The sequence below is a fragment of the Erwinia sp. S43 genome (assembly GCF_016624745.1).
Lineage (GTDB): Bacteria > Pseudomonadota > Gammaproteobacteria > Enterobacterales > Enterobacteriaceae > Erwinia > Erwinia coffeiphila.
In genome coordinates, this window is sequence record NZ_JACVTX010000020.1 from 13,251 (window position 1) to 37,323 (window position 24,073).

Sequence of the window (24,073 nt, forward strand, 5' to 3'; positions counted from 1 at the left end):
AAGTTGGGACTCATAATCGCCTGGCCTGAATAAAGAGCAACAGGCAATACCGAAGTCACAAAGCAGGCTGGCTGATGCCCCGAGCGGGCCATCCACAGCGCTGAACGCAGAGAGGAAGCCAGGATTCATCCGCATGGACGCGGATGAAAGGTTCAGTCGGGCCACAGATGGCCCGTCTGAACCGGTCCGACAGGCTGACGAACGGAGTGAAAGTACCGCGAAGCGGCGCGAGGACCGGCCCAACCGGGGCATCAGCCAGCCAGCGCTGGCACACTATTCCAGAAAACATCTCCCCCGCATCACTATGAATGCTTACGTCAGCAACAATAAAGCCAGCTGTTAACTGAACTACATTTTCAAACCGAGGAAGGTAAACGGCTTCGCCTCTTTATAATGGTCGTTAGCCATGCCCGAATAAATGTTGGTCTGGTTTGGCCCCAGGTCGAGCTTCATCACCTTGCCGGTTTTTTCCGAGAAATCGATCTTTTTCAGGTCGGTCCAGAACACGTTCGGCGTCAGCGCAGACTCGAAGAAGTAAAGCCCGCGCTTCTGATCGGAGACGGTCCGCCAGCGCGTGGAGGAGATATTCGGCTGGCCGGGCGTTGAGATACCGTAAGGCACGGACACGTTGCGGATCACGCTAAAGGTACTGGCGATGGCTTCAACCGCGTTTTCAGATTTAGGGATCGCGTTGACGTAGAAACTGGCGCGGGCAAAGCGGTCCGGCGCGCTGTTGGTGCCCGGCAGCATCACCGTGCCGCCGATCTGCTTCCAGTACTCTTCCATTGCCAGCTGTTTCTCAAAAATCGGTGAGTTGGTCATCACCTGATAGCTGCGGCTGTGATGAATAACCTGTTTACCATCAATATATTCGATAATCGCACTGTCACCGGTGGCGTCAGACAGCGAGAGATGCAGCGTGGCCAGACGATCTTCCCCCGGCACTTTGTCGGTGACAATGCTGAACGGCTCTTTGCTAAGTACATCAACCGCTTCCTGAACGGTGGCGAAATTATCCAGCGCGTACTGCGCCCAAGCGGCGATCGTCAGGCCCGGTTTTTTGCTGTCGTATTTCGGGTAAGAAGACTCCACCAGCCACAGCACATTCGCCACCAGCCCGGCTTCGTTCATACCGTCGGTGGTAGAGATATCGTAGCCGGAGGCGATCACGCTGCCGTATTTCGAGGTCCACTTAACGGAATTTGGCCCGGCTTCACCGGTGCGCTGCATGCCGCGCGGGAAAATCCACAGGTTGGTGCCGACATCGACCTTCCAGTCCATCGAACGCGCGGTTATCACCTGGTCGTTTGCGCCCAGATAGACAAGCCGCGTGCATGCTTCCACCGTCGGCATCAGCATGCCCATCGTCAGAAGCGCGGCACTACACTTCGCAAAAAATGAGTTCTTTTTCAAAATCATCGTTCTGTTTCCCTGTGTTTTTTCTGTATGAAGTTCCCAAAAACGGTATGTTAATGTAACAGTAACTGGCATTATTTTACCCAATACCGTTAATAAATTTTATAAAAGGGAAGATGCTTTGAAACGACTTGCCGTCTTAGCCATACTGCCTCTCTACGGATTTCAGGCCGCCGGTGCGGCCCCCTCAGCCCCCACGACTCCCGACCAACCGCTCATCAACACATCAGAAAAACCGGACTGGGCCTTTCAGGTCACGCCGTTTATGTGGGCGGCAAGCATGAGCGGCAGTATCTCGCCGTTTCAGCGCGGTTCGACGGTGGACGTGGATAAACCTTTTTCAGAAGTTATGGACGATCTGAACTTTGGGGGATTTCTTGATATCTGGGCGCGCTACGATCGTTTCGTCTTCTCCGGAAATCTGATGTATGTCGATACCACCGACAGCCACGCCAGCGGCCCACTCTCCGCATTCCAGATCCCGGGATTCGGCGTGACTATCCCGCCCGGGTCTAACGTTGACGCAAAAGTGGATAGCCGACAGTTTATGGCCACTCTGCTGGGCGGCTATCGGGTAATGGAAACGCCTGATTTTACTCTCGATCTGCTCGGCGGCATGCGCGTATGGCACGTGTCTAACGATGTCACCGTGTCGGCCAGCCATTCGTTGATTGGCAGCCGAACCGCCTCGTACGGCGAGAGTTTCAGCTGGGTCGATCCGCTGGTCGGTGCACGCGTGTTCCTGCCGCTGACGAACGAATTTTCCTTCCAGACAGAGGCCGATGTGGGCGGGTTTGGTATGGGCTCCGACGTCACCTGGTCGGTGCTCGCCAGCATCAACTACACCTTTACGGATAATATCTCGGCATCGGTGGGCTATAAGGCGCTGAAAGTGGATTACGACCATAACGGCCACGTCTATGACACCCTGCTGCGCGGCCCGGCTATTGGGGTAACGTGGCGTTTCTAACGCTGATCTCTCCCTCTTCTTCATTAAGTTAAAAAAAATGCCCAGCCTGTTAAGGCCGGGCATTTCCGCAGTCGTGCAGTATTTTAAATACTTACGTCATCAGAAGTCGTATGACATCGACACTTTCAGCTGTCGCGGCGTGCCCTGGTAAATATAGGTGCCACCGCTTTCCACGCCGGACCAGTAGCGCTTATTGGTGACGTTATCCACGCCCACGCGCCAGACCAGATCGTTGTCCTGCACCTTCATACGGTAACGTGCACCGAGATCCAGCGTGGTGTACGCATCCAGCTTCTTGGTGTTCGCCGCGTTGGCATACTGCGAACCGGAGTGGGTCAGGCGCGCGGTGGCGGTCAGGCCGTCGATCGGCTTGATGTCATACTCCGCGCCCAGCACGGTGTAAAATTCAGCCACGCCCACCGCTTTTTTACCGTCGTTGGTACCATTCTGAGTTTTCGTCATCGTTGGGTCCAGCCAGGTCGCGCTGCCGTTCAGACGCAGACCGAATACCGGCTCGCCGAAGACGTTCAGCTCCACACCACGGTTGCGTTGTTCACCCTCCAGCGAGAAATACTTAGTTTCAGGGTTGGTCAGCCCTTTTGGCTTTTTGATTTCAAACAGCGCCAGCGAGCCGCCGACCCGGCCTGAATCAAACTTCACGCCCACTTCGTTCTGCTTCGCCAGCGAGATGCCGGAAACGGTACCCGGGTTCGCCGTAGCGGTTGATGGTGCCGTTTCGCCCGGAGACAGCGACTCGATGTGGTTCGCATAGAGGGAAACCTGCTCCCACAGTTTGAACACGATGCCGTAGGCAGGCGTCCAGCGATTTTTGGTGAAGCGCTCTTTGTCCTTCTCCGCCGCCGTGCCGTAGCTGTAGTTGCGCACCACCACCTTCTGATGGCGGGCACCCAAAGTCAGCAGCAGTTTGTCGTCAAACATTCCCAGCGTGTCCGACAGCAGGAATCCCTGGCTGCGCACGCGGCTGGTTGGGCGCGGAGAGTTGAGATCGCCACCGAAGGAGGTCATCTCCGGCGGTTTAATGGCGGAAGGCTCATAAATATTGGTCGCAACGGCTTCGGCCGCTTTTGCCATGCCGTAGGAAGTTTTCTCACGACGGTTCATTGCTGAATAGCCGAGGTTAACGCTGTGGTTCACCACCCCGGTGGCGAACTGGCCGCGAAGGCCAAACTGGCCGCTGAAAGCATCGACAAATTTATTGGTATCCATACGGCCAATCACCGCATTGCCGTTAGCATCGCTGATTTTTGGCGTACCGTAGGCACCGTATTCGTGGGAATGCTGCCCGCCGAGTGCGCCGTACAGCGTCCAGTTCTGGGCAACGTCATACTCCGCACGCGCCATGCCGAATTCGCTTTCCAGATTGCTGTATACCCAGTCCTGGCTGTAGTTACTGGTGGCTTTCGGCACTTCAGGAATGAAATCCACGCCGCTGACGTTCACGCCAAGCCGACCGCCGTGGAAGGCCTGTTTCTGATAGCCCATATCGAGGGAGGTGCGCAGCCGATCGCCGCGATAGTCCAGGCCGATGGAGGCCAGCGTGGTACGGCGCTTCTCATTATCCACCGCGGTTTCGCCTTCGCGATCCAGCAGGTTAACGCGCGCGCCCCACTGATTGTTGTCGCCAAAGCGGCGACCGGCATCAATGCTGGCACCCAGCTGGTTTTTGCCGGTGTAGTCAACGCCTACGCGGGTCAACGGCACATCATCCGCGTGTTTAGGTTCAAGGTTAATCATCCCGCCCACACCGCTGGCGGCACTGCCGTTCATCAGCGCATTGGCGCCTTTGAATACCTCCACACGTTCCACCATCTGGGTCGATACCACCTGGCGCGGCATCACGCCGGACAGGCCGCCGAAGGTCATATCATCGCCGTTAAGGTCAAAGCCGCGAATACGGTAGGTTTCAGCAAAGTTGCCGTAGCCCTGCACGTTCTGGATCGAGGCATCGTTAGCCACCACATCTTTGATAGTTTTGGCCTGCTGATCCTGAATCAGCTTGGAGGTGTAGCTGACGATGTTAAACGGCACATTACGCGCGTCCTGCTCGCCCAGCATGCCCATACGCCCACCGTTCGCCACCTGCCCGTCAAGATAGGCAGGAACCAGCTTATCGCCGCCCGGAGTGAACTGAGAATCAGCAGTCGCGGTGACCGTCAGAGTCTGCTCGTTGCTGGCTGGGGAGGTTGCGGTTTGACTGGTTTCGGTTGCTGCCATGGCTGGCAACGTTGCAGCGCCGACGGCCAGCGCCAGCAGTTTCAGGCGGAATCGGCCAGAGGGGGAATATGAAGCGGACATCTCTTATCCTGTCTGTATATGGAATGATAATACTTATTATTGAGCTTCCGATTATCCGACTCATTCTTTCCAGATCAAGCTAAAAATTCGCGCTGCGAAACAGGATTGCCCTCCCCGGTTAAGGAGAGGGATTGCAGCAGGAAGGAATTATCGCTGGCGCAACAACCAGATAAAGCAGGGGGCACCGATAAAGGTTGCCAGCAAACCGGCGGGGATTTGATAGGGAAAAATCACCACCCTGCCCAGCAGATCCGCCAGCAGCATCATACCGCTGCCGATGGTAGCCGCCGCGGCCAGCTGCGGTAGCGGCCGGTGCCAGCCCAGCAGGCGCGCCAGATGCGGTGCCATTAAACCAACAAAACTCAGCGGGCCAATCATCAGCGTGGCGGCGGCGATCAGTCCGGCCGACAGCAGCAGGATCAACAATCGTGACTTGAGCATCGGCACGCCCACGCTGGATGCCGTGACGCCGCCCAGCGGCAGCACCGTCAGCCAGCGGCGCAGCAGCGGGATAAGCGCCAGCAGCAGCACGGCCAGCAGCGATACGCCCAGCGCCTGCTCACCGGTTACCCGGTAGGTCGACCCCGCCAGCCAGCTCAATACCACGCCGCTACGCGGATCGCCGCTGGCGAGGAACAGGGTCAGCAGCGTGCCGTAAACGGTACTCAGCGCAATCCCCACCAACAGCAGCCGGGTGGCGGAAAACCCTTCCCGGCGGGACAGCATCACCATGACTCCCAGCGTCAGCATCGCCCCCGCCGTTCCGGCAGGAAGTAACCAGCTATCCACATCACCGGAGACGAGGAACATCAGCAGCACAATGGCGCAGGCCGCGCCGGAGCTGACACCCAGCACTTCCGGGCTGGCCATCGGATTGCCGGTCATCCGCTGTATCAACATGCCGGACGCCGCCAGCATCGCCCCCGCTGCCGCGGCAGCCAGTACGCGCGGCCAGCGCCACTGGAGCAATGAGAGGTCGGAAATGAGCCACTGCCCACCGTCACCGCTGAGCAGCGCGGCGGCGATCAGCAGCAGCAGTCCGCCCGCCACCAGCAGCGGGAGATAACGCGAGGCACCGCGAGCACGTTCGGTGGCCGGGGCTGCGGCGTTCGCCACCTTGGTATGACGCAGGCGCGGCAGCATCCACAGCATCAGCGGCGCACCGATCAGCGCGGTCACCGCGCCCGTGGGCAGTTCGCGCCAGTAGCGAGCCAGCAGCATCACCGCCTGATCGCTAATCAACAGCAGGCCCGCCCCCAGCGCTGCGGAGCATAACAGCCGGGGGCCGAGTCGCCGCACGCCCAGCAGCCGGGTCAGCACCGGCGCGAACAAGCCGATAAAGCCAATCACCCCCACGCTGGCAACGGTCAGCGCGCTCAGCGCCACGGCCAGCAGCAGCCCGCTGATGCGCACCAGCGCCAGCCGCATGCCCAGGTTGCGCACCACGCTGTCGTCCAGCCCCAGCAGCGTCAGCGGGCGGATCATCAGTACAATCAACACCATGGCCGCCAGCATACGAGGCCAGAGAAACTGCACCGCGCTCCAGTCATACTGGTTCAGCATGCCGCTGCTCCAGATAAACAGGTTTTGCAGCCGTTCGTGGTTAAAAAGCGCCAGCAGACTTTTTATCGCCCCGCTGTAAAGACCGAACACCAGACCGGCAAGGATCAGCGTGACCGGCGAGAGCTGCCGCCCCCAGGCAATAGCCAGCACCACCGCCCCGGCGGTCAAGCCCCCGGCCAGCGCCGCCAGCTGCTGGCCCGTCTCTCCCCATGCGGGCGCAAACAGGATCGCCAGCGTCAGACCGAGCTGGGCACCGGCGGCCACGCCAAGCGTTGACGGTTCGGCCAGCGGGTTACGCAGGATTTGCTGAAACAGGATACCCGCTACCCCCAGCCCGCCGCCGACCAACAGTGCCAGTGCCGTGCGGGGCAGCAGGCTGAAGTGAAACAGCATCTGGCTGACGTCGCTTTCATCGGGTGCAGTAATCGCCTGCCACCACAGCTGAAAATCCAGCTGATGCATAAAATTTCCTGCCATCAGCGCCAGCGCAATTACCGGTAAAACCAGCCATAACCCGCGGCTCATACCCTGGCCTCCAGCGTCTGTTCCAGCAGCTGACAGAAACGCAGCGCGGAATAGTTAGCGCCGAAGAACCACACCGCCGGCAGCAGATGCAGTTTCTCTTCACGCACAAACGGAATGCTGCGCCACAGCCGGGCATGGGCGATCTCGCGCATCGGATCGTCATCGCCGTGCAGGAAGCAGAGCGCCCGCACACCCTCCATCTTCGCCAGGCGTTCAATCCCGACGATAGTGCTGCCCCACTGGTTGGTTTCCCCCTGCCAGGCGCTGTTCAGCCCCAGACGGCTCAGAATATCGCCGAACAGGCTGCCCTTGCCGAATACCATCACCCGGCGGCTGTCGAGGAAGCTGAACATCAGCAGCTTTTCCTGCCGATAGCCCTGTAGCCGCTCTGCGCTGGTATTCAGCCGCCGATCCATGGCGGCCAGATAGCGTTCGGCCTCGGCGTCTCTGCCCAGCAGGCTGCCCAGCGTACGAATATCGGCAACGGTGCTGGCCAGCGGCCCGCGCTCTGCGGTACTGAACTGGCTGGTCCACTGCGGTGAAAGCGTACTGATGCGTTTGGCGTTGGGGCCAAAGCCGCGTGATAGCAGCATCAGCGACGGCTTGAGGCGCTGCAGCAGCTCAAGATTAGGCTCGTTGCGCAGCCCGACGTCAATGACATCCGGGGCGAGTTCAGGCTCCACCACCCAGCGGCGATAGTTAGGCAGATCGGCAACCGCCAGCGGCATAATCCCCAGCGCCAGCAGCAGCTCCACCGGCCGCCATTCCAGGGCAATAACCCGGTGGGGATCGGCAGGCGCAGCCAGGAGTCCCGGCGTGGCAAAAAACGGCGAACACGCCAGCAGCATCAGCAGGCGACGGCGGGTATGCTGTTCAGGGTTTAGAGTCATGGCGTTCAACAATCAATGTAGTCAGAACGCCATATTATGCCTTAGCGAGGGTTCACTACCAAAATATGCTCAGGCATCAACTGCTTCAGGCACGCGATCCATTCCTTTTTTTCATCATCGCCACGCCTGCTCACGATTTATCAATCGTCGTCACCGACTCCTCGCGGCACTGTAATAAATCCAGAGTCTGCTGGTAATGATAGATATCAAACAGCGACTCTCCGTTGCGCAGCCGCTGCATAATGACGCTCTCCTTTTCACGCCGTTCAACTGATGCAGACAGCACCGCTTCCGCCTCACTGAACGGGACGCAAACCACACCGTCATCATCACCGATAATAATATCGCCCGGATGAACAATGACACCGCCCACCGTGACGGGTTGATTGATATAGCCCAGAGTGGCTTTTGCCGTTCCCTCAACGCAAACTCCGGAGGAAAACACCGGTAAGTTGAGTTTTTTAATCGCGGCACTGTCACGAACCGTGCAGGAGAAGACCAGACCTGCGATTTTCTTTACCGCGCACTCTACGGCCAGCACTTCGCCGAATGGACCTGAATGAACCAGATCCCCCATATCCAGCACAATCACATCATTTTCGCTGGCCATATTAATGGCTTTAATCAACATGAGGTTATCTGCCGGATGGCTTTTCACCGTCAGAGCCCGACCATAAAACTTCATCCCCTCTTTGAGTGGCCGAATTTTACCGTTCATTGCTCCCCGACGTCCCAGGGCTTCATGAATCGTTGCCACGTCTTCATCTTTAAATTTCGCCAGCACGTCCTGGGCAACAACAGGTCGCGTATGAATAATATTGAGCATGGGTATCTCCATAATTTTTATTCCTTTCCCCGTTGCCATTACGGGGAAAGGAAAGGCAAGCGTCATCAGCAGGAAGAGTTATTGAATATCTTCAAAACCGAGAATGTAGGTCACCAGTGATGAAACAACGATTGCAGTACAAATACCGGCGACAATAGCAAAGAGTGTCTGTTGGAAAATAGGAATTGAAAGCAGATTAGAAAACCCCATCACAAAGGCTTTCGCACCTAAAAGTCCCGCCACTAATCCTCCGGCAGCCCCCCCCGCCATCACACCATACATAGGGCGTTTTAATCTCAGGTTAATACCATATATCGCAGGCTCAGTGACGCCAGCAAGAATACATCCGATGCCAGAGCTTAAGGCCTCTGCACGTAATTTTTTATTCTTCGTTCTCAGTGCCACACCGAAGCAGGCACCACCTTCCGCCATATTATGAACAATTAACGCTGGTTTAAACAAACTATCACTTCCGGTGGAGGCCAGGCTCTGGATAATAATCGGACTAAATAAATGGTGGATGCCTGCCATGATAATAAATGGCATCATACCGGCTAACAGCGCGACAGATAATGCGCCAAAGGTATTTTGCAGGAACATCAGAAAATTAATAATATATTTCCCAATGTAGGCACCGAGCGGACCAAGAATTAAGAATCCTAACCCACCTGCGATGATAATCGTAAAGGTACCAACAAACACCGCCTTGAATATGCCCGGTATCACTTTATTCAGATAATATTCAAGTCTTGCGGCAACCAGTGCGATAAGCAATGCAGGTAAAAATGAGCTGGCATAGGTATCCAACAGCACTGGCAGGCCCATAAAGGATACGTCCCCACCCGCAGCGGCTATTTTGATAAAGCCGGGGTGGATCAACGCCGACGAGGCGATCATCGAATAGATAGGTGTGCTCCCCAGCTTCATGGCGGCACCGTACGCAATGAACACCGGCATAAAATAAAACGCACTGTGTGATACAAAATACAACAGCGAATAGGTTGACGAATTTTTAAATTCAGGAGAAATGAGCGTAATGATTAACAGCACAACCAGCGTCATCCCGCCGGCAATAAATCCCGGAACGGCAGGTGTTACGGAACTGGCAACGAAGCCGATAACCGTATTCAGTATACCCAACGCCGTGACTTTCTTTTTCTGCCTGGGTGCCAACGGAACGGTTTCCGCCGGTTGAGTATCAGCGTGGCCGTTGAACATCTTTTCAACCTCCACGTAGACCGGAATAAGATCCTTACCTAAAATAATTTGCAACTGCCCGGTCGCATTCACAACGCCTAAAACGCCGGGGATCTTTTTTATTTCATCCTGATTAACCAGTTCATTATTATCAATAACAAATCTTAGCCGTGTCATACAGTGCGTTACGGAGATAATATTCCCCGATCCGCCAGATGAATGAATAATGTCTGAAGCTGTTTTTGTAGGGTTCATCGGTGACTATCCTTAAAGCTCTGTACCGTTAGTTTTAATTATGCGTTGATACCATTCGAAAGAGTCTTTTTTGATTCTCTTCAGCGTGCCATTCCCTGAGTTATCTTTATCAACATAGATAAAGCCATACCTTTTTTTCATCTCGCCGGTGCCCGCGCTGACAATATCGATCGGCCCCCACCACGTATATCCCATCACGTTAACGCCATCCTGAATCGCCTGCTTCAGTGCGGTCAGATGTGAGCGCAGGTAATCCACACGATAGGGATCGTGAATTTTCCCGTCTTCAAGCACATCTACGGCACCCAGGCCGTTTTCCACCGGGAATAGCGGAACCTGATAGCGATCCCAGAGCTCATTCAGGGTGTAACGGAAGCCCATCGGATCGATTTGCCAGCCCCAGTCAGTGGACGCCAGATAGGGGTTCGGGGTGCCAATATCACCGCCGGTGTCGCCGAAAAAGGCCTGGCCGGCTTCGTGTGTCGTGGTCTTGTAGTAACTGAACGCCAGGAAATCATTGGTGTTATTTTTTATCAGCGCTAAATCTTCGTCATGCATGGCAATAGAGCAGCTATTCTCGTGCCACAGACGGTAAACATAGGTTGGATAATACCCGCGCAGCATAACGTCAGAGAAGTACAACGAGCGGCGACGCAAATCCTGCGTTTCAAATACGGCGACAGGATCACAGTTGTTCGGGTAAACGTTACTGGATGCAAGCATGCAGCCGATTTTCGCATCAGGAATAATTTCACGGCAAAGTCTGACCGCTTTGGCGTTTGCCACAAACATATGGTGATTGGCCTGATAGACAATCTCCATTTTATTCTTTTGCTCTTCTTCCGTTAAAAGGATCCCGGCAACATAGTCGGGGTTCCTTCTCATGTTGTTAATTTCGTTAAACGTAATCCAGTATTTTACTTTGTCTTTATAGCGGTTAAACACCACCGCGCAGTAGTTTTCGTAAAAATCGATCAGCTGTCTGTTTCTCCAGCTGCCGTATTTTTCAACCAGCCCCATTGGGGTTTCATAATGCGAAAGAGTAATCAGAGGCTGAATGCCATTCCTGAGCAGTTCATCGAACAGGTCATCATAAAATTTCAGCCCGGCCTCATTGGGCAGGCTTTCATCGCCCTGCGGGAAGATGCGCGTCCAGTTAATTGAGGTTCTGAAAATCTTGAGCCCCAGCTCACGGAATAACTGAATATCTTCTTTATAGCGATGGTAAAAATCTATACCGTCTTCAAGGGCATAATAGCGCCCCGCTTCAGGATGGCCGACATAATGATGATGAATACCATTTGGAAAACAGCTGGCTAAATCCAGCCCCTTTCCATCAGCTGACCAGGCACCTTCACACTGGTTTGCCGCAACTGCGCCTCCCCAAAGAAACTCCGGAGGAAACGACCCCGTATACCCTGACTTAATGTTGTCAATACTCATAAAATATTTACGTCCAGTTTATGACTCGGTTAAAAATTGGAATATGTGGAACAGAGATCACATTTAAAATGCATACGTCAGGCCCAGAGCAAGAACATCATCGGTATTTATTCCTGCTTTTTGGGTGAAGTCATTCGCATTAATAAGATTGATTTTGTAATCAACAATAGCAGAAACGTTTTTGGTCAGATAATAAAAAGCACCAATACTGATGTACTCAACCAGGTCTGGATTTCCATAACCTTTAATGTCGTGACCGCGAGATCTCAGATAAGCAATCGACGGACGAATACCGTTTTCAAACTGGTATTGCACAACGCTTTCAAAATTCTCCGCTTCGTTGGCGATGTAGGGGCCAAAAGTGGTCATATTTTTGCTGTTGGCATAGACCGCCGCCGCATAGAGATGGCCGTTGTCATATTTAATGCCGCTGGCCCATGCTTCTGCATGCTCCCCGGTCGCATTCAGCGCTTCAGTCGTATTTTTCTGCCCGAGAGTGCGGTCTGAGGCAGCATAGGTCAAACCGGCAGAGAGATCGGAAACTTTGTAGGTGACGGCCGCCCCAACACCGTTACCGTTCTGCTTTCTCAGATCGTTCCTGCCCTGTTCATTCTTTCCCTGATACTGAATCGCCAGGTTCAAGCCACTGACAAGATTAAAAAAGTCAGTTGTTCGCCACGTTAAAACACCGGTCGTGCGCTTGGCCATATAAACATCATTCTGCGACCAGGTGTCAGAACCAAACTCCGGCAGCATATCTGTCCATGAACCGATATCATACAGAACCCCCAGGTTACGCCCGTAATCAATTGAGCCAAACGTGGTGTCTTTCAAACCCGCATAGCCATAGCGTGTTTTATCCCCCTGGTTGGTCGATTCAGGGTTATTTCCTTTCAGTTCCATTTCCCAGCGGGCAAAACCGATAAGGCGTTCAGACAGTGATGTTTCCCCACGAAGACCAATACGGAAATAGGTTTTATCACCGTCCAGTGAGGACAGATCGCTAAAATAGTGGCGGGGAGATATCTTCCCGTAAATATCTAATTTATTACTCTCTTTACTGTAGACAACGGCGGAATGACTTTCATGTGATAAAAGGATAAACGGTATGATGACATAGAATTTATTCATTATTGTAGGGTTCCACAGGAGATATATTTATAAATTTATAATAATGAGGATTGAATTAGCCTGAACCATTCAACATGACCGAATATAACAAACACCATATATTGAAAAAAATGATATTTATTGATATGGTATATCTACGTTATTGATATTTGGATAACCCCAATGAAGCTTGAACTGGTCGAGACATTTCTTACGGTCGCGGAATGTCGCAGCGTATCGCTGGCGGCACAAAAGCTTTACCTCGGTCAGAGCACAATCAGCCATCGGCTCAAGCTGCTGGAGGATGAGCTTGATGGCAGACTGTTCAACAGGCAAAGAGGCATCAAAAATCTCTATCTGACACCGTTTGGTGAATCATTTCTTCCCGTTGCTCACCGCTGGCTTTCGCTATGGCGCGAAACGCAACTGCTTAAAAACAGTCGGAATTACACGATACTGACGATTGGCAGCGTGGATATTATTAACAGCTATACCTTTGTGCCACTCTACCAGCAGCACCGGGATCTGAAACCCGGCATCCGTCTGGATATCCGCACCCATCACTCCAGTGAGCTGTACGGCCTGCTGGAAAACAAGACCATCGATATCGGCTTCGCCTACGGTATCAAACGCTTCCCGGACGTCACGGCCAGGCCGATATACAGTGAAGAGATGTTTTTAGTCTGCCACGTGGACAGCCCCTACACGGATGATATCTCGCTCGACCAATTATCACCGGAAAAAGAGATTTTCATTCGCTGGGGAAGTGATTTTGAAATCTGGCATGATCGCTATTGGGCCAACCAACGGCCGCTGATGCGGGTAAATACCGGCTCCATGCTGAAGCATTATCTGAACAAACCCGGCTACTGGAGCATTGCGCCCATGACCTGTATTAAGCTGCTGCAGGAAACTCAAAATCTGAAGTGGTTCAGATTAAAGACGCCTCCGCCGCTGTTCGTTTGCTATCAGCTGACCCACCGTTATCCAAAACCCGACTCCGTTGAGGTTATCAATGCCTTTGCAGATGAAGTCAGCGAGTTTGTTCAGCAACAGCTGTCTGAAATAGTCACGCCGGGAAAGAAGCCGTGAACGGATTACCTCAATATTTTTTCATTCGGTTTGATGAAAACGTCCGTTTCGCACGTTTCTTCAATAACTGAGGCCGTTCGCGGCAATCCTTGGCAGCTATCGCCGGGGACAAGCCCTGTTTACCGTTATGAAACAGGGGTAAAGTAAGGGTTTGCCACCAGGAAGGCTCTGTTATGCTTAACCTGCTGTTATTGCAGCCATTAAACTCTGCCAAAGGGAGTTACCGGATGTCCACCCAATCTAACGCGGACCGGCGCTGATAGATGCCAGTGACCGGGGACAACACAGAGCACACGACGGAAATCAATACGCAGGCCGTAACCTGGCTGGTGCGATTGACCTCGGGTGATATCACCAGCGATGAGCTGGCGGCTTTTGAGCGCTGGCGCAGCGCCGACAGCCGCCATGAAGCTGCGTTGGCCGATGCGCGTGGTCTGTGGGTCAGCATGGGGATGTCGCTGGAAAACTACTATCAGCCGGATGCCCTGAGCGGTATCTCTCCACACGAGCAGGCGCGCCGCCGCTTGTGGCGCTGGCAGATTATGCTGCCCACCGCAGGCCTGCTGCTGTTCTCGGTGGTAATGACGCAAAACTGGCTGTCGCGCTGGCAGTACGACCACTATACCTCCAGCGGGGAGCAGCGCATGCTGGCGCTGGATGACGGCAGCCGCATGTGGCTGGATGCCGACAGCGCGGCGGATGTACGGGTGAATTCCGGGCAGCGCTTCGTGCGGCTGGCGCGCGGTGAAGCCTTCTTCGACGTGGTGCATAACCCGGTACAGCCGTTTATCGTTGATGCAGGCGTTGGCGAAGTGAAAGTGCTGGGCACCGCCTTTGGTGTACAGCGCGACGGCGACGGCATGGTGGTCACCGTGGAGCGCGGCAGGGTCGAACTGAGCCGCAGGGATCATCCCGATATGCAGCTGAACGCGAACCAGCAAGCGGAGCTGCATGGCGGGCAGAACAGCGCGAAAATCACCACGGTCAATGCCGGCCAGGTGCTCTCCTGGCATCAGGGGCAGCTGGTATTTGAGGAGCAGCCGCTGGGGACCATTCTCGCCACGCTGAAGCGCTACGATAAGCGGGTGATCGTGTTTAACAGCGAGCGTCTGGCGGCCGTTAAGCTCAACGCCATTATCGACATCAACCATCTCGACGACTGGTACGACGGCCTGCAGCAGTCGCTGCCAGTGAACATCAGCCGGGTCGGTCCGGTGGTCTGGCTGCGCGAGCGTAAATAAGCGCCAGGAGCGTTGCCCTGGCGCGCTGACCTCAGTCGCTATCCGCCAGTTCGTTCAGCTGCTCCATGGTCAACAGCTCCCAGCTTCCTCCCTCATGCAGCCGTAGCGCCTGGCGGTGAAAGCGCATCACGCTTGGCCGGTGCCCGACGCTGATCCACGCCGTTCCCACGTCCTCCAGCAGCTGATACAGCGCCGCCTCGGTCTGTAAATCGACGGCGCTGGTCGCCTCGTCCAGGAACAGATAGCGCGGCTTAATCAGCAACATGCGGGCGAAGGCAATGCGCTGCTGCTCGCCCAGCGACAGCACGCGCGACCAGTCGGCCACCCGATCCAGCGGCCCGTGGCGCGCCAGCAGATCGCCAAGGCACACCTTATCCAGCAACGCCGCCAGCTCGTCGTCACTGACCGGCGACTGCGCTGCGGGATAACAGATCTGGCTGCGCAGATCGCCTTCAAAGGTATAAGGGCGCTGTGGCAGGAACAGGCAGCCGCCCTCCTCCAGCGGCAGCGTGACGCTGCCCTGCCCGGTCTGCCACAGTCCGCCGATGGCGCGCAGCAGCGAGCTTTTCCCCACTCCGGTGCGGCCAACGATAATCAGCCGGCTGTCTTCCGGCAGCTCAAGATTAAGGTTTTGCACCAGCGACTGCTCGCCGCCGGGCGTTTTCAGGCTGACGTTGTTCAACTGGATGGTTTTACCAGGCTTCATCACCAGATGATTTTTTTCGTCGATCTGATTTTCCTGCAGCTTAAGGAAGGTTTCGTGGATCTCCGCCAGCCGCACCACGTTCGGCACGGTCTGGCTGAGCATTGGGATATAGGTGGTCAGCACCGACAGACTATTCAACAACAGGGTAGCCGAAGCGGTGGCCTGTGCGATGCTGCCGTAGCTGATATCGCCACGGAAATAGACCGGCACAAGGATAATCAGCGGCAGATAGTTCCACACCTGACCAACGCCTTCGTTCATCAGCTGCATATAAATACCGTAGACGTTTGCCCGCATCTGTTTGCGGGTGGCGTTCAGCAGCCGGGTGCCAATATGCCCCACTTCAACCGCTTCGCCGCGATAGAACGCAATGTTCTCGGCATTGTTGCGCACGTGGGTCAGCCCGTAGCGCAAATCCGCTTCGGCCACGGTGATATCGAAGTTCTGTTTGATGGTGGGCCGGTTGATGTAATACATCGCCACCGCCTGGAACAGCGCAAAGCCGATCACCGCGAAAAACATCGGGGTGGAGATGCTCATCATAATGGTGGTTTGCACGCCCATGTCCATCAGCGAGCCGAGGAACTGGCGAGGGAACGCGCCCACCGTGCCGCAGAACGGCTCCACCTCCTGCTGAATGCGCTGATCGGGGTTGTCGATCTTCTCATCCTGCAAAATGTGGTAATAGGCGTGGCGGTAAAGGTAGTTATCCATAATGTATTCGGTCAGCCAGCGCCACCAGTGCATCGCCAGCATCGAATCGATCAGCTGCTGCACCAGATCCGCGCCGAAGCGCAGCACGCCGAGCACCGTCAGCCAGGTAAACAGCTCCCAGTAGAGATCGGTGCGTTTATCCACCAGCGCGTTGGTGACATCGGCGGTCAGCTGGGTGAATTTCGCCCCCGCCAGGCTGAATCCGCCCATCATCAGGCAGAGAATGCCCACCGTCAGCCAGGATTTCCACGCTCCTTTGCGGGTCCAGTAGGGTGCGGCCAGCTGCCACACGCGGCGAAAGAACAGGCGATTTAACCGGTGCCGGTTTTGATCGTTTTTCAGTTCCGATAACATTACAGCCATCAGTTTTTACCCTGCGAAAAGTAAGAAGATCAGACCGCCCGGGCCTGAAAGTGATAAGAATCGACATCTGCGCCCTGCGGAGCCTCTTCGCGATGCTGCGTCAGCCGCCACTCGCCGTGAGCCAGCAGGTGCAGCTTCTGCGGATGGAACTGCATCAGCGTTTCACGATGCCCGACGCTGATGCAGGTGATATTCGCTTCGCCGAGCGCGCGATAGGCCTGGCGTTCGGTTTCCACATCCATCGCGCTGGTGGCCTCATCCAGAAACACATAGCGCGGCTGGCGCAGCAAAATGCGGGCAAACGCCACCAGCTGTTGCTCGCCCAACGAAAGCACCTTGCGCCAGTCTTTAATGCAGTCCAGCCCACCCTGCTTTGCCAGGAAATCCGGCCTGCCGAGGCGAACAAACGCCTGCTGTATCCGCACATCCTCCGCGCTTTCCGCCGGTTCCGGGTACAGCAGTTGGGAACGTAAATCGGTGAGGATCATGTAGGGCTTCTGCGGAATAAACATCAGCTGCTGATACGGCGGCAGCTGTATCTCGCCTTCGCCGCGCCGCCACAGCCCGGCAATCGCCCGCAGCAGCGAGCTTTTACCCACCCCGGTCTGGCCGGCGATCAGCGTATGCTGGCCTTCTGCCACCCGCAGGGAAAGGTTGCGCACCAGCTGCTGCTCGCCGCCGGGCGTAGCGACATCCACGTTTTCCAGTACCACGATCTCCCCTTCGCGATGGCGGATGCGTGCTGCCTCCTGCGCCCGCCGGGGATCGTTCAGCTGGTTAAATTTTTCCTGGATCTCGGATAGCCGCACCACGCTCGGCATGGTGCTGGTCATGGTGGGAATAAAGTTAGAGATCACCGACAGGCCGGAGAGCACCATCGCCGCCGCCGCCCCAACCTGATCGATCGAGCCGTAGGCCACCTTGCCGCTGAAGTAGAGCGGTACGACAAAAAAGATCGGCAGCAGACTGAAAATCAGCCCCATCACCTGATTCACCACGCTCATGCGGATGCCGTAAAAAATCATCGTCATTTTGACCTTTGCCACATCTCGCAGCCGCTGGTGCAGCCCCTTCCTTTCGCTGTTTTCACCGCGATAGAAGGCGATGGTTTCCGCGTTATCACGCAGGTGCATCAGCCCGGTACGCATACGCGCCTGGGCCACGGTCAAATCCCAGCTCTGCCGGATCGTCGGGTTATAGAGCCACATAGAGACCAGCGTGTTCACTCCGGCATAGATCACCACCGCCCAGAACATGCCCGGCGAAACCTGCACAATAATGCTGGCCTGCACCGCAATGGTCATCAGCGAGCTGAGAATAAACTGCGGGACACCGATTACCGTCTGGCACACCGACGGCACTTCCTCCTGTAACCGCTGGTCCGGGTTATCGATAAAGCCGTCTTTCTCAATTTCGTAGTAGGTGCGGTTGTGCATATAGGCATTGAGCAGGTGGTGGGTCATCCATTTGCGCCAGTCCAGCAGCAGCCAGGCACTGAACCAGCTGGTGACCTGCAGCGCCAGGGTCTGCATCAGGCCCACGAAGGTCATCCAGATCATAATGCGCCAGTAGATGCTCTGTTTGGCCACCAGCGCATTGGTGGAGTCCGCCACCAGATTGGAGATATAGCCGCCGACCAGGCTGAAGGCGGCGGCGGAGGAAAGCAGCATCGCCATAATCGCCCACGCCTTCCAGGCTTCGCGGCGGCACCAGTAGGGGGCGCTCAGCGTCCAGAGCCGACGAAAAAACAGCGCGTTCAGTTTATAGCTGCGGGTGGCAGCAGGTTGTTCATCAACTGACATGGCAAATATCCACAGGGTTTCCAGATATCCAGAGAACGATCAAGCCGCGATTAATCCACAAACGTAAGGGAAAATTGTGGAAAAACGCGGCCTGACTCGTTCTGTCTGCACCGAACTTTCCCGATATATCCCCTGTTTCTGGAGCCTGCATGAACGACGTCACCACCGCCCCAAATCTCGCGGCCGCGCTGCCCGAGATCCCTTTCCAGCGCGTTATCCTTGATAACGGCCTGACCCTGCTGGTGCATGAAAGCGCAGATTCACCGACGGTGGCGGTCCACGTGGCCTACGGCGTTGGCGCGAAGGATGAGCCCGCCGGTCGCTTTGGCCTGGCGCATCTGATGGAGCACCTGATGTTTTCCGGCAGTGCCACCCTGCCGGGCAGCTATATCAGCCACCTGGAGCGTGCCGGAGCCGAAGGGCTGAACGGCGTGACCAGCGCCGATATCACCCAGTTTTTCCAGTCGGTACCGCCGGGATCGCTGGACTACACGCTGTTTGCCGAAGCGGACCGGATGGGCTGGCTGGCTGGCGGGCTGTCGCCGCAGGCGCTGGAGGTGCAGCGCGATGTGGTGACCCGCGAAATGGAAGAGAACGAACTTCAACCGCTGGGCGCGGTGCAGGGAGCGATCCTGCGCCATCTGTTCCCGGCAGAGCATCCGTATGCCCATAAAGTGGCCGGTGAGCGTGCCGATTTACAGCAGGTCAGCTTTGCCGATGTGCAGGCGTGGAGCCAGCGTTTTTACCGGCCTGACAATGCGGTGATTACCCTCGCGGGGGCGGTCACCACTGACGCCGCGCGGGAAAAAGTGCAGCGCTGGTTTGGCGATATCGCACCGGGCGCAGCGCGGGAAACCGTGCAGCGCTGGCTGCCTGCGCTGGCGCAGGAAAAGCGCCTGCGGCTGGAGGACCACATCGACAACCGGCTGCTGCGCATCTGCTGGACGATGCCACCGTTCGGGGAAGAGGATGCCACCGCGCTGGAGCTGTTTGCCGGGGTGCTGGCCGATACCGCCTGGTCGCCGCTGGTGGTGCGGCTGATGGTGGATAATCAGCTTGCCACCGAGATTTCGGCCTTTGTGGAATCCGGCATGCTGGCAAGCTATTTCAATCTGCGCATCGAACTGCAGCCGGGCGTCAGCGCGGACGAGGTGGAGCGCCACGCCCTCGCGGCGCTGGATGAGATGCGCACCACCCCGCTGAACCCTGACCTGCTCCAGCACAGCCAGCAGCTGCTGCTGGAAAATTCGCGATCGGAGTGGGCCGATCCCCTGAGGCTGGCCGCCGCGCTGGGCCGCCACGAACACTCGCCGCAGCGCGCCGAAGGCCTGCGCCAGCGCGTGGTTCAGGCACTGACAATGCCTGCCGAAACCGTGGTGGCGGCGGCGCAGCACTGGCTGCATCAGGGGAGGCTGGTGGTCACCGTCGATCCGATTACTACCGTGGCCGCCCGCCGCGATCCCGCCCTGACCCCACCGCCAATTACCGTCGCGCCGCTGCCCCCAGCGCCGGTTGCCGAACGGCGGATCTTGTCAAACGGCCTGAAGATCGTTGTGGTTCCGGCAATGCAGCCGGGATTGCTCAGCGCCAGCCTGATCGTCAACGCCGGATCGCAGTTCGATCCCCCGAAGCACGACGGCCTTGCGCAGCTGGTTGCCGGGCTGGTCGCCGGTGGCGAAAACGACGGTATTACCCTGGAACAGTGGCTGTGGTCGCAGGACGCGGGCATCGCGCTGGACGTTGGCGCAACCAGCATCGCGCTGAGAATGCAGATGCCGGAACCGAACGCCGCACAGGTTTTCCATCACCTGAGCGCGGTGCTGCGCAGTGACCCGACCTTGGCGGACAGCATGGAGGCGCACCGCGAGCATTACCGCCAGGTACTCAACGATCTCGACAACACGTCATGGGCCTTACCGGCGATTAGCTTCCCGCCGCAGCACCCGCTGAAGCGCCCGGCGTTTATCCAGGGAACCCCTGACAGCCTGGCACAGCTGACGCCCGAGGCGGCGAGTGCGTTTTATCAGCGGCACTATCAGCCGCACAATGCCAGCCTGCTGTTGCGCAGTTCGCTGCCCGTTGAACAGCTCATCGCGCTGCTGGAAAACAGCCTGGCGCAGTGGCAGTCCGGTGCAGTACCTGCCCCGGAGAAACCGGCGATTCCCCCAGCCGATACCACAGGTGCACTGCTACTGATCGATAACCCTGCAGCGGCGGTGAGCACGCTAAAGGCGTGGTTTGTGCTGCCGGGCAGCGGATCGCCCCATGATGCCGCCGTGCAGCTGATCCATCCGCTGCTGGCCGCCAGCTTTGCCTCGCGCATTAACTTCGCCCTGCGCGAGGTGGACCGCCTGACCTACAACGTCACGCCGCTAATGCAGTCGCTGCCGGGCAGCCGCCTGCTGGGCTTTGAACTGAGCGTGGCCGCCGAGAACACGCTGGCGGCGGTGCGCGCCATTCGCCGCGAATGCGATGCCCTGCTGGGCGACCGCCCTCTGACCGCACAGGAACTGGCCGGGCTGATCCAGATCGAGCAGCTGCGGCTGAGCCGCCCGGTGGGCAATGACTTCGAGGCGCTGTGTCAGCAGGAGTCGCTGCTGCGCGAGGGGCTGCCGGAGGATTACCGCCAGCGACTACTGGACGACATCACCGGCTTAAGCGTGGATCGCATCGATCCCCTGCTGCGCCAGGCGATCGCACCAGGGTATGGAAAATGGCTGATTACAGGGGCCGTCAGCGCGATTGCCGACGAACTGTCAGCCATCCTGTCGCTGCCCGCCGGGCATTTCCCGCCTCAGCCGGAGGAGCTGTATAAATAAATTTTTTCACCGCCGGTTTTTCGTTGCGATGTTTTCGCCGCTGATTCGTTCACTCAGAGATAACACTAACTCATGACTGGAATCACACTTTATGGCATCGAAACACTACCACTCCTGGCTGATGCTGGCGGTGCTGGGCGGGAACCTGGCAGGCGGCGCCTCCGCGCTGGCGCAGCAGGCAGCCCCCGCCGGAGACAGCACCGCCCAGGCACTGCGGCATAACTTCAGCATCCCCGGCGGCGGTTCGCTGGCCGGGGCGCTGCTGGCCTTTGGTCAGCAGAGCGGCCTGCAGCTGATTGCCCCCAGCGAACTGACAAACGGACTTTCCAGCGCGGGGGTCAGCGGCAGCTACCCAGCGGATGACGCACTGCGTACGCTGCTGTCGGGGACCTCACTGGGCTTTAAATACGTCAGTACCAACACTATCCAGATCTACAGTACCGCTACGGCATCCACCGACGGAACCGAGGTATTAGGCGCAGTCCAGGTGGACGGCGCGCTGGACCAGGCTACCAACGCCGTCGGGGTGAATGGCAGTACCGATATGACCGCCACCGAAGGCTCCGGCAGCCTGAACGGCAGCATGCTCACCGTCGGATCGAAGGGGGCCACCAGCGTCAAGGATACACCGCAATCGGTCAGCGTGATCACCAGTGAAACCATGCAGCAGCAGGGCATTCGTACGCTGAACGATGCGATGCAAAAGGCCACCGGCATCACCGTGCAGCAGGGGAATAACTCGCGTGAGCAGACGTTTTACTCACGCGGCTTCCAGATCACCCGCGCCAGCATCGACGGCGGATCGCCGATCGATATCACCGGCGGCACCAACTTCAATAAACGCTTTTCGCCCTCTTTTGATATGTCGATGTACGATCACGTGGAGATCCTGCGCGGTGCCGACGATCTGTTTAACGGCTTCAGCACCACCGGACCGGGCGGTACGGTCAACCTGGTGCGCAAGCGCCCGCTCGATCACTTTCAGCTAAAGTACGACGGCTCTGCGGGCAGCTGGGATAACTACCAGAACTCGCTGGACCTCAGCTCACCGTTGAACGATGCCGGTACGCTGCGCGCCCGCGCCGTGCTGACCCGCAAGGACAGCCACCATTTTTACCGCACCGCAAAAGATGAAAAAACCGTGGCCTACGGCATGCTGGAAGCCGATCTCACCGACTCCACTCTGCTGACCTTCGGCGGCAGCTACCAGCGTATTCGCGGCGTGCCGCTGTCCAACGGTCTGACCCTGTATCCGGATGGCAGCGACCCCCACTTCAGCCGCAAAACGGCATGGGTGTTTCCATGGGAAAAGTCGGACTCCGATACGCGTGAAGTCTTCGCCAAACTGGATCAGAAAATTGGCGACCGCTGGAACTTCAATTTGAACTACAGCGGGCTTTATCAGCGCAACAGCACGATCTTCTCCAATGTAGCCGGACAAATTATGCCGGATACCGGTCTTTTTTCATCAGAACCGATCGCCGCCGACGCCAGCAACAGTAACAACAAGCAGTTCTCTTTTGACTCCACGCTGACCGGCGAGTTTGACGTCTTCGGCCTGCCGCAGAAGCTGACCCTGGGTGCCAACTATTCCAAACAGAGCTACTGGATGACCTCGCCGGATGCTGAAAGCAATACCGGCGGCTGGTTCGGCAACACCGGGCCGGAGATGGATCCGTGGAACTGGGATACCTCGGTACCGGCACCGTCCATTCCGTCAGGCTATTACGCCTACCTGAGCAGCGGATCCTCCATTAACTGGGGGATGTATTCGCAGCTGGTGCTCACCCCGTGGAAGCCGCTGCACTTTGGCCTTGGCCTGCGGCTGAACGCTTATAAAAGCAATACCCACACCAGCACCGCCAATGACCAGAGCGACACCAGCGAATTCACCCGCAAGTGGGAAAGCCCTTACTACTCGGTCAGTTACGATATCAACGACGATCTGAGCTGGTACGGCAGCTATACCAAAATCTTTATCCCGCAGAGCAATATGATCTCGCCCTCCGGTCAGCAGATCGATCCGGAAACCGGCAGCAATCTGGAAACCGGACTCAAGTACGCCCAGCCGGGGGGCCTGCTGAACGCCTCGCTGTCGCTGTATCAAATCCGCCTGGTGAATCAGGGGCAGCTGATTGGCGGAAACTCCGTCGATCTGGGCGGCGGCCGCCAGGGCTACTACCGTAACGCGCCGGATGCGAATATCAGCAAGGGCGTGGATCTGGAGATCACCGGCAGCGTGCAGCCGTGGTGGCAGACCTCGCTGGGCTATACCTATAACTTTAACAAATCCTCTGAATTAACCTCAGACGGCCTGAATGACAGCATCAGTGTGTTTACGCCGAAGCACACCATCAAATGGTGGAACGACTTCCAGTTTAACGATGCCGGGGAAACCTTAAGCAAGTTCAGCTTTGGCGTTGGCGTGCAGGCGCAGAGCAAAACCAAACAGGTGGGTGCCTGGTACGATGATGACTTTAACCTGCATAAATATAACGCCAATACTGCATTCTACGCGGTGTATTCCGCCAGGATCGGCTACGCCATCAACCGTAACTGGAACGTGGCCCTGCTGGGCAATAACCTGTTCGATAAAACGTACTACTCCACCGTCGGTAGCTTAAACGGCGGCTACTGGTATGGCGATCCGCGTAACTTTGTGCTGTCAATTAGCGGCACCTTTGACTAACCGGCTACTCCGTTGGCAGTTATCGCCTGTTGCTGCACCCCGGATCGTGATTCGGGGTTTTTTATGTGCCGAATTCGGCACGAAAAAAAACCTGCCCCGGGACTGATGCCGGTCACTTAAAACCATGGCATCAGGC

Annotated in this window: 15 protein-coding genes; 5 read left to right on the top strand and 10 right to left on the bottom strand. The window is 56.7% G+C overall.

Annotation, left to right across the window (positions count from 1 at the left end; all coding sequences use genetic code 11):
• Positions 1 to 348: 348 nt before the first annotated feature.
• Complete coding sequence (locus IBT47_RS19515; protein ID WP_234472003.1) at positions 349 to 1,365, bottom strand: linear amide C-N hydrolase; 1,017 nt, start codon at positions 1,363 to 1,365, stop codon at positions 349 to 351.
• 172 nt (positions 1,366 to 1,537) lie between these two features.
• On the opposite strand from IBT47_RS19515, the gene IBT47_RS19520 reads away from it, so the two are divergent.
• Complete coding sequence (locus tag IBT47_RS19520) at positions 1,538 to 2,386, top strand: hypothetical protein (RefSeq protein ID WP_200562304.1); 849 nt, start codon at positions 1,538 to 1,540, stop codon at positions 2,384 to 2,386.
• Between the two features lie 99 nt (positions 2,387 to 2,485).
• On the opposite strand, the gene IBT47_RS19525 is transcribed toward IBT47_RS19520, so the two are convergent.
• From IBT47_RS19525 to IBT47_RS19555, 7 genes are all read right to left on the bottom strand, one after another.
• A complete protein-coding gene (locus IBT47_RS19525) occupies positions 2,486 to 4,702 on the bottom strand; it encodes a TonB-dependent siderophore receptor (protein WP_200562306.1) in 2,217 nt (738 codons plus the stop codon).
• 147 nt (positions 4,703 to 4,849) lie between these two features.
• Positions 4,850 to 6,790 carry a Fe(3+)-hydroxamate ABC transporter permease FhuB gene (fhuB, locus tag IBT47_RS19530; RefSeq protein ID WP_200562308.1) on the bottom strand — a complete coding sequence of 647 codons (1,941 nt, stop codon included), beginning with the start codon at positions 6,788 to 6,790 and terminating at the stop codon, positions 4,850 to 4,852.
• On the bottom strand, positions 6,787 to 7,680 hold the full coding sequence (gene fhuD, locus IBT47_RS19535) for a Fe(3+)-hydroxamate ABC transporter substrate-binding protein FhuD (RefSeq protein WP_200562310.1): 894 nt from the start codon (positions 7,678 to 7,680) through the stop codon (positions 6,787 to 6,789). The genes fhuB and fhuD overlap by 4 nt, the downstream gene beginning before the upstream one ends.
• A 130-nt stretch (positions 7,681 to 7,810) precedes the next feature.
• Positions 7,811 to 8,506, bottom strand: coding sequence for a 4-carboxy-4-hydroxy-2-oxoadipate aldolase/oxaloacetate decarboxylase (locus IBT47_RS19540; RefSeq protein ID WP_200562312.1), 696 nt, complete (start codon positions 8,504 to 8,506; stop codon positions 7,811 to 7,813).
• Positions 8,507 to 8,584: 78 nt separating this feature from the next.
• A complete protein-coding gene (locus IBT47_RS19545) occupies positions 8,585 to 9,958 on the bottom strand; it encodes a PTS transporter subunit EIIC (RefSeq protein WP_200562314.1) in 1,374 nt (457 codons plus the stop codon).
• A gap of 12 nt (positions 9,959 to 9,970) precedes the next feature.
• The gene (locus IBT47_RS19550) at positions 9,971 to 11,401 is read right to left on the bottom strand and encodes a glycoside hydrolase family 1 protein (protein ID WP_200562316.1); all 1,431 of its coding nucleotides are present in this window, start codon (positions 11,399 to 11,401) and stop codon (positions 9,971 to 9,973) included.
• A gap of 63 nt (positions 11,402 to 11,464) precedes the next feature.
• The gene (locus IBT47_RS19555) at positions 11,465 to 12,532 is read right to left on the bottom strand and encodes a porin (RefSeq protein ID WP_200562318.1); all 1,068 of its coding nucleotides are present in this window, start codon (positions 12,530 to 12,532) and stop codon (positions 11,465 to 11,467) included.
• Between the two features lie 162 nt (positions 12,533 to 12,694).
• On the opposite strand from IBT47_RS19555, the gene IBT47_RS19560 reads away from it, so the two are divergent.
• Together IBT47_RS19560 and IBT47_RS19565 are read left to right on the top strand one after the other, a co-directional pair.
• The gene (locus IBT47_RS19560) at positions 12,695 to 13,603 is read left to right on the top strand and encodes a LysR family transcriptional regulator (RefSeq protein ID WP_200562320.1); all 909 of its coding nucleotides are present in this window, start codon (positions 12,695 to 12,697) and stop codon (positions 13,601 to 13,603) included.
• Between the two features lie 263 nt (positions 13,604 to 13,866).
• Positions 13,867 to 14,844 (top strand): FecR family protein, encoded by a 978-nt coding sequence (locus tag IBT47_RS19565; RefSeq protein ID WP_200562322.1) that lies wholly within the window; start codon positions 13,867 to 13,869, stop codon positions 14,842 to 14,844.
• Between the two features lie 31 nt (positions 14,845 to 14,875).
• Here the strand turns inward: IBT47_RS19565 and IBT47_RS19570 are convergent, their stop codons facing one another.
• Both IBT47_RS19570 and IBT47_RS19575 read right to left on the bottom strand, forming a co-directional pair.
• Positions 14,876 to 16,627, bottom strand: a complete 1,752-nt coding sequence (locus IBT47_RS19570) for an ABC transporter ATP-binding protein/permease (RefSeq protein WP_200562324.1) — start codon at positions 16,625 to 16,627, stop codon at positions 14,876 to 14,878.
• A 29-nt stretch (positions 16,628 to 16,656) separates the two neighbouring features.
• On the bottom strand, positions 16,657 to 18,429 hold the full coding sequence (locus tag IBT47_RS19575) for an ABC transporter ATP-binding protein/permease (protein ID WP_200545075.1): 1,773 nt from the start codon (positions 18,427 to 18,429) through the stop codon (positions 16,657 to 16,659).
• Positions 18,430 to 18,578: 149 nt separating this feature from the next.
• Between IBT47_RS19575 and IBT47_RS19580 the strand changes: the two genes are divergently transcribed.
• Entirely contained in the window at positions 18,579 to 21,248 is a 2,670-nt protein-coding gene (locus tag IBT47_RS19580; RefSeq protein WP_200562326.1) for a pitrilysin family protein, read from the top strand.
• Between the two features lie 91 nt (positions 21,249 to 21,339).
• Positions 21,340 to 23,937, top strand: coding sequence for a TonB-dependent receptor (locus IBT47_RS19585; RefSeq protein ID WP_200562327.1), 2,598 nt, complete (start codon positions 21,340 to 21,342; stop codon positions 23,935 to 23,937).
• Positions 23,938 to 24,073 lie beyond the last annotated feature (136 nt).

Coding starts and splice junctions, on each gene's coding strand:
- IBT47_RS19545 (WP_200562314.1), bottom strand. CDS start 9,958: ATGAACCCTACAAAAACAGCTTCAGACATTATTCATTCATCTGGCGGA.
- IBT47_RS19575 (WP_200545075.1), bottom strand. CDS start 18,429: ATGTCAGTTGATGAACAACCTGCTGCCACCCGCAGCTATAAACTGAAC.
- IBT47_RS19580 (WP_200562326.1), top strand. CDS start 18,579: ATGAACGACGTCACCACCGCCCCAAATCTCGCGGCCGCGCTGCCCGAG.
- IBT47_RS19560 (WP_200562320.1), top strand. CDS start 12,695: ATGAAGCTTGAACTGGTCGAGACATTTCTTACGGTCGCGGAATGTCGC.
- IBT47_RS19550 (WP_200562316.1), bottom strand. CDS start 11,401: ATGAGTATTGACAACATTAAGTCAGGGTATACGGGGTCGTTTCCTCCG.
- IBT47_RS19555 (WP_200562318.1), bottom strand. CDS start 12,532: ATGAATAAATTCTATGTCATCATACCGTTTATCCTTTTATCACATGAA.
- IBT47_RS19565 (WP_200562322.1), top strand. CDS start 13,867: ATGCCAGTGACCGGGGACAACACAGAGCACACGACGGAAATCAATACG.
- fhuB (WP_200562308.1), bottom strand. CDS start 6,790: ATGAGCCGCGGGTTATGGCTGGTTTTACCGGTAATTGCGCTGGCGCTG.
- IBT47_RS19570 (WP_200562324.1), bottom strand. CDS start 16,627: ATGGCTGTAATGTTATCGGAACTGAAAAACGATCAAAACCGGCACCGG.
- fhuD (WP_200562310.1), bottom strand. CDS start 7,680: ATGACTCTAAACCCTGAACAGCATACCCGCCGTCGCCTGCTGATGCTG.
- IBT47_RS19585 (WP_200562327.1), top strand. CDS start 21,340: ATGGCATCGAAACACTACCACTCCTGGCTGATGCTGGCGGTGCTGGGC.
- IBT47_RS19525 (WP_200562306.1), bottom strand. CDS start 4,702: ATGTCCGCTTCATATTCCCCCTCTGGCCGATTCCGCCTGAAACTGCTG.
- IBT47_RS19515 (WP_234472003.1), bottom strand. CDS start 1,365: ATGGGCATGCTGATGCCGACGGTGGAAGCATGCACGCGGCTTGTCTAT.
- IBT47_RS19540 (WP_200562312.1), bottom strand. CDS start 8,506: ATGCTCAATATTATTCATACGCGACCTGTTGTTGCCCAGGACGTGCTG.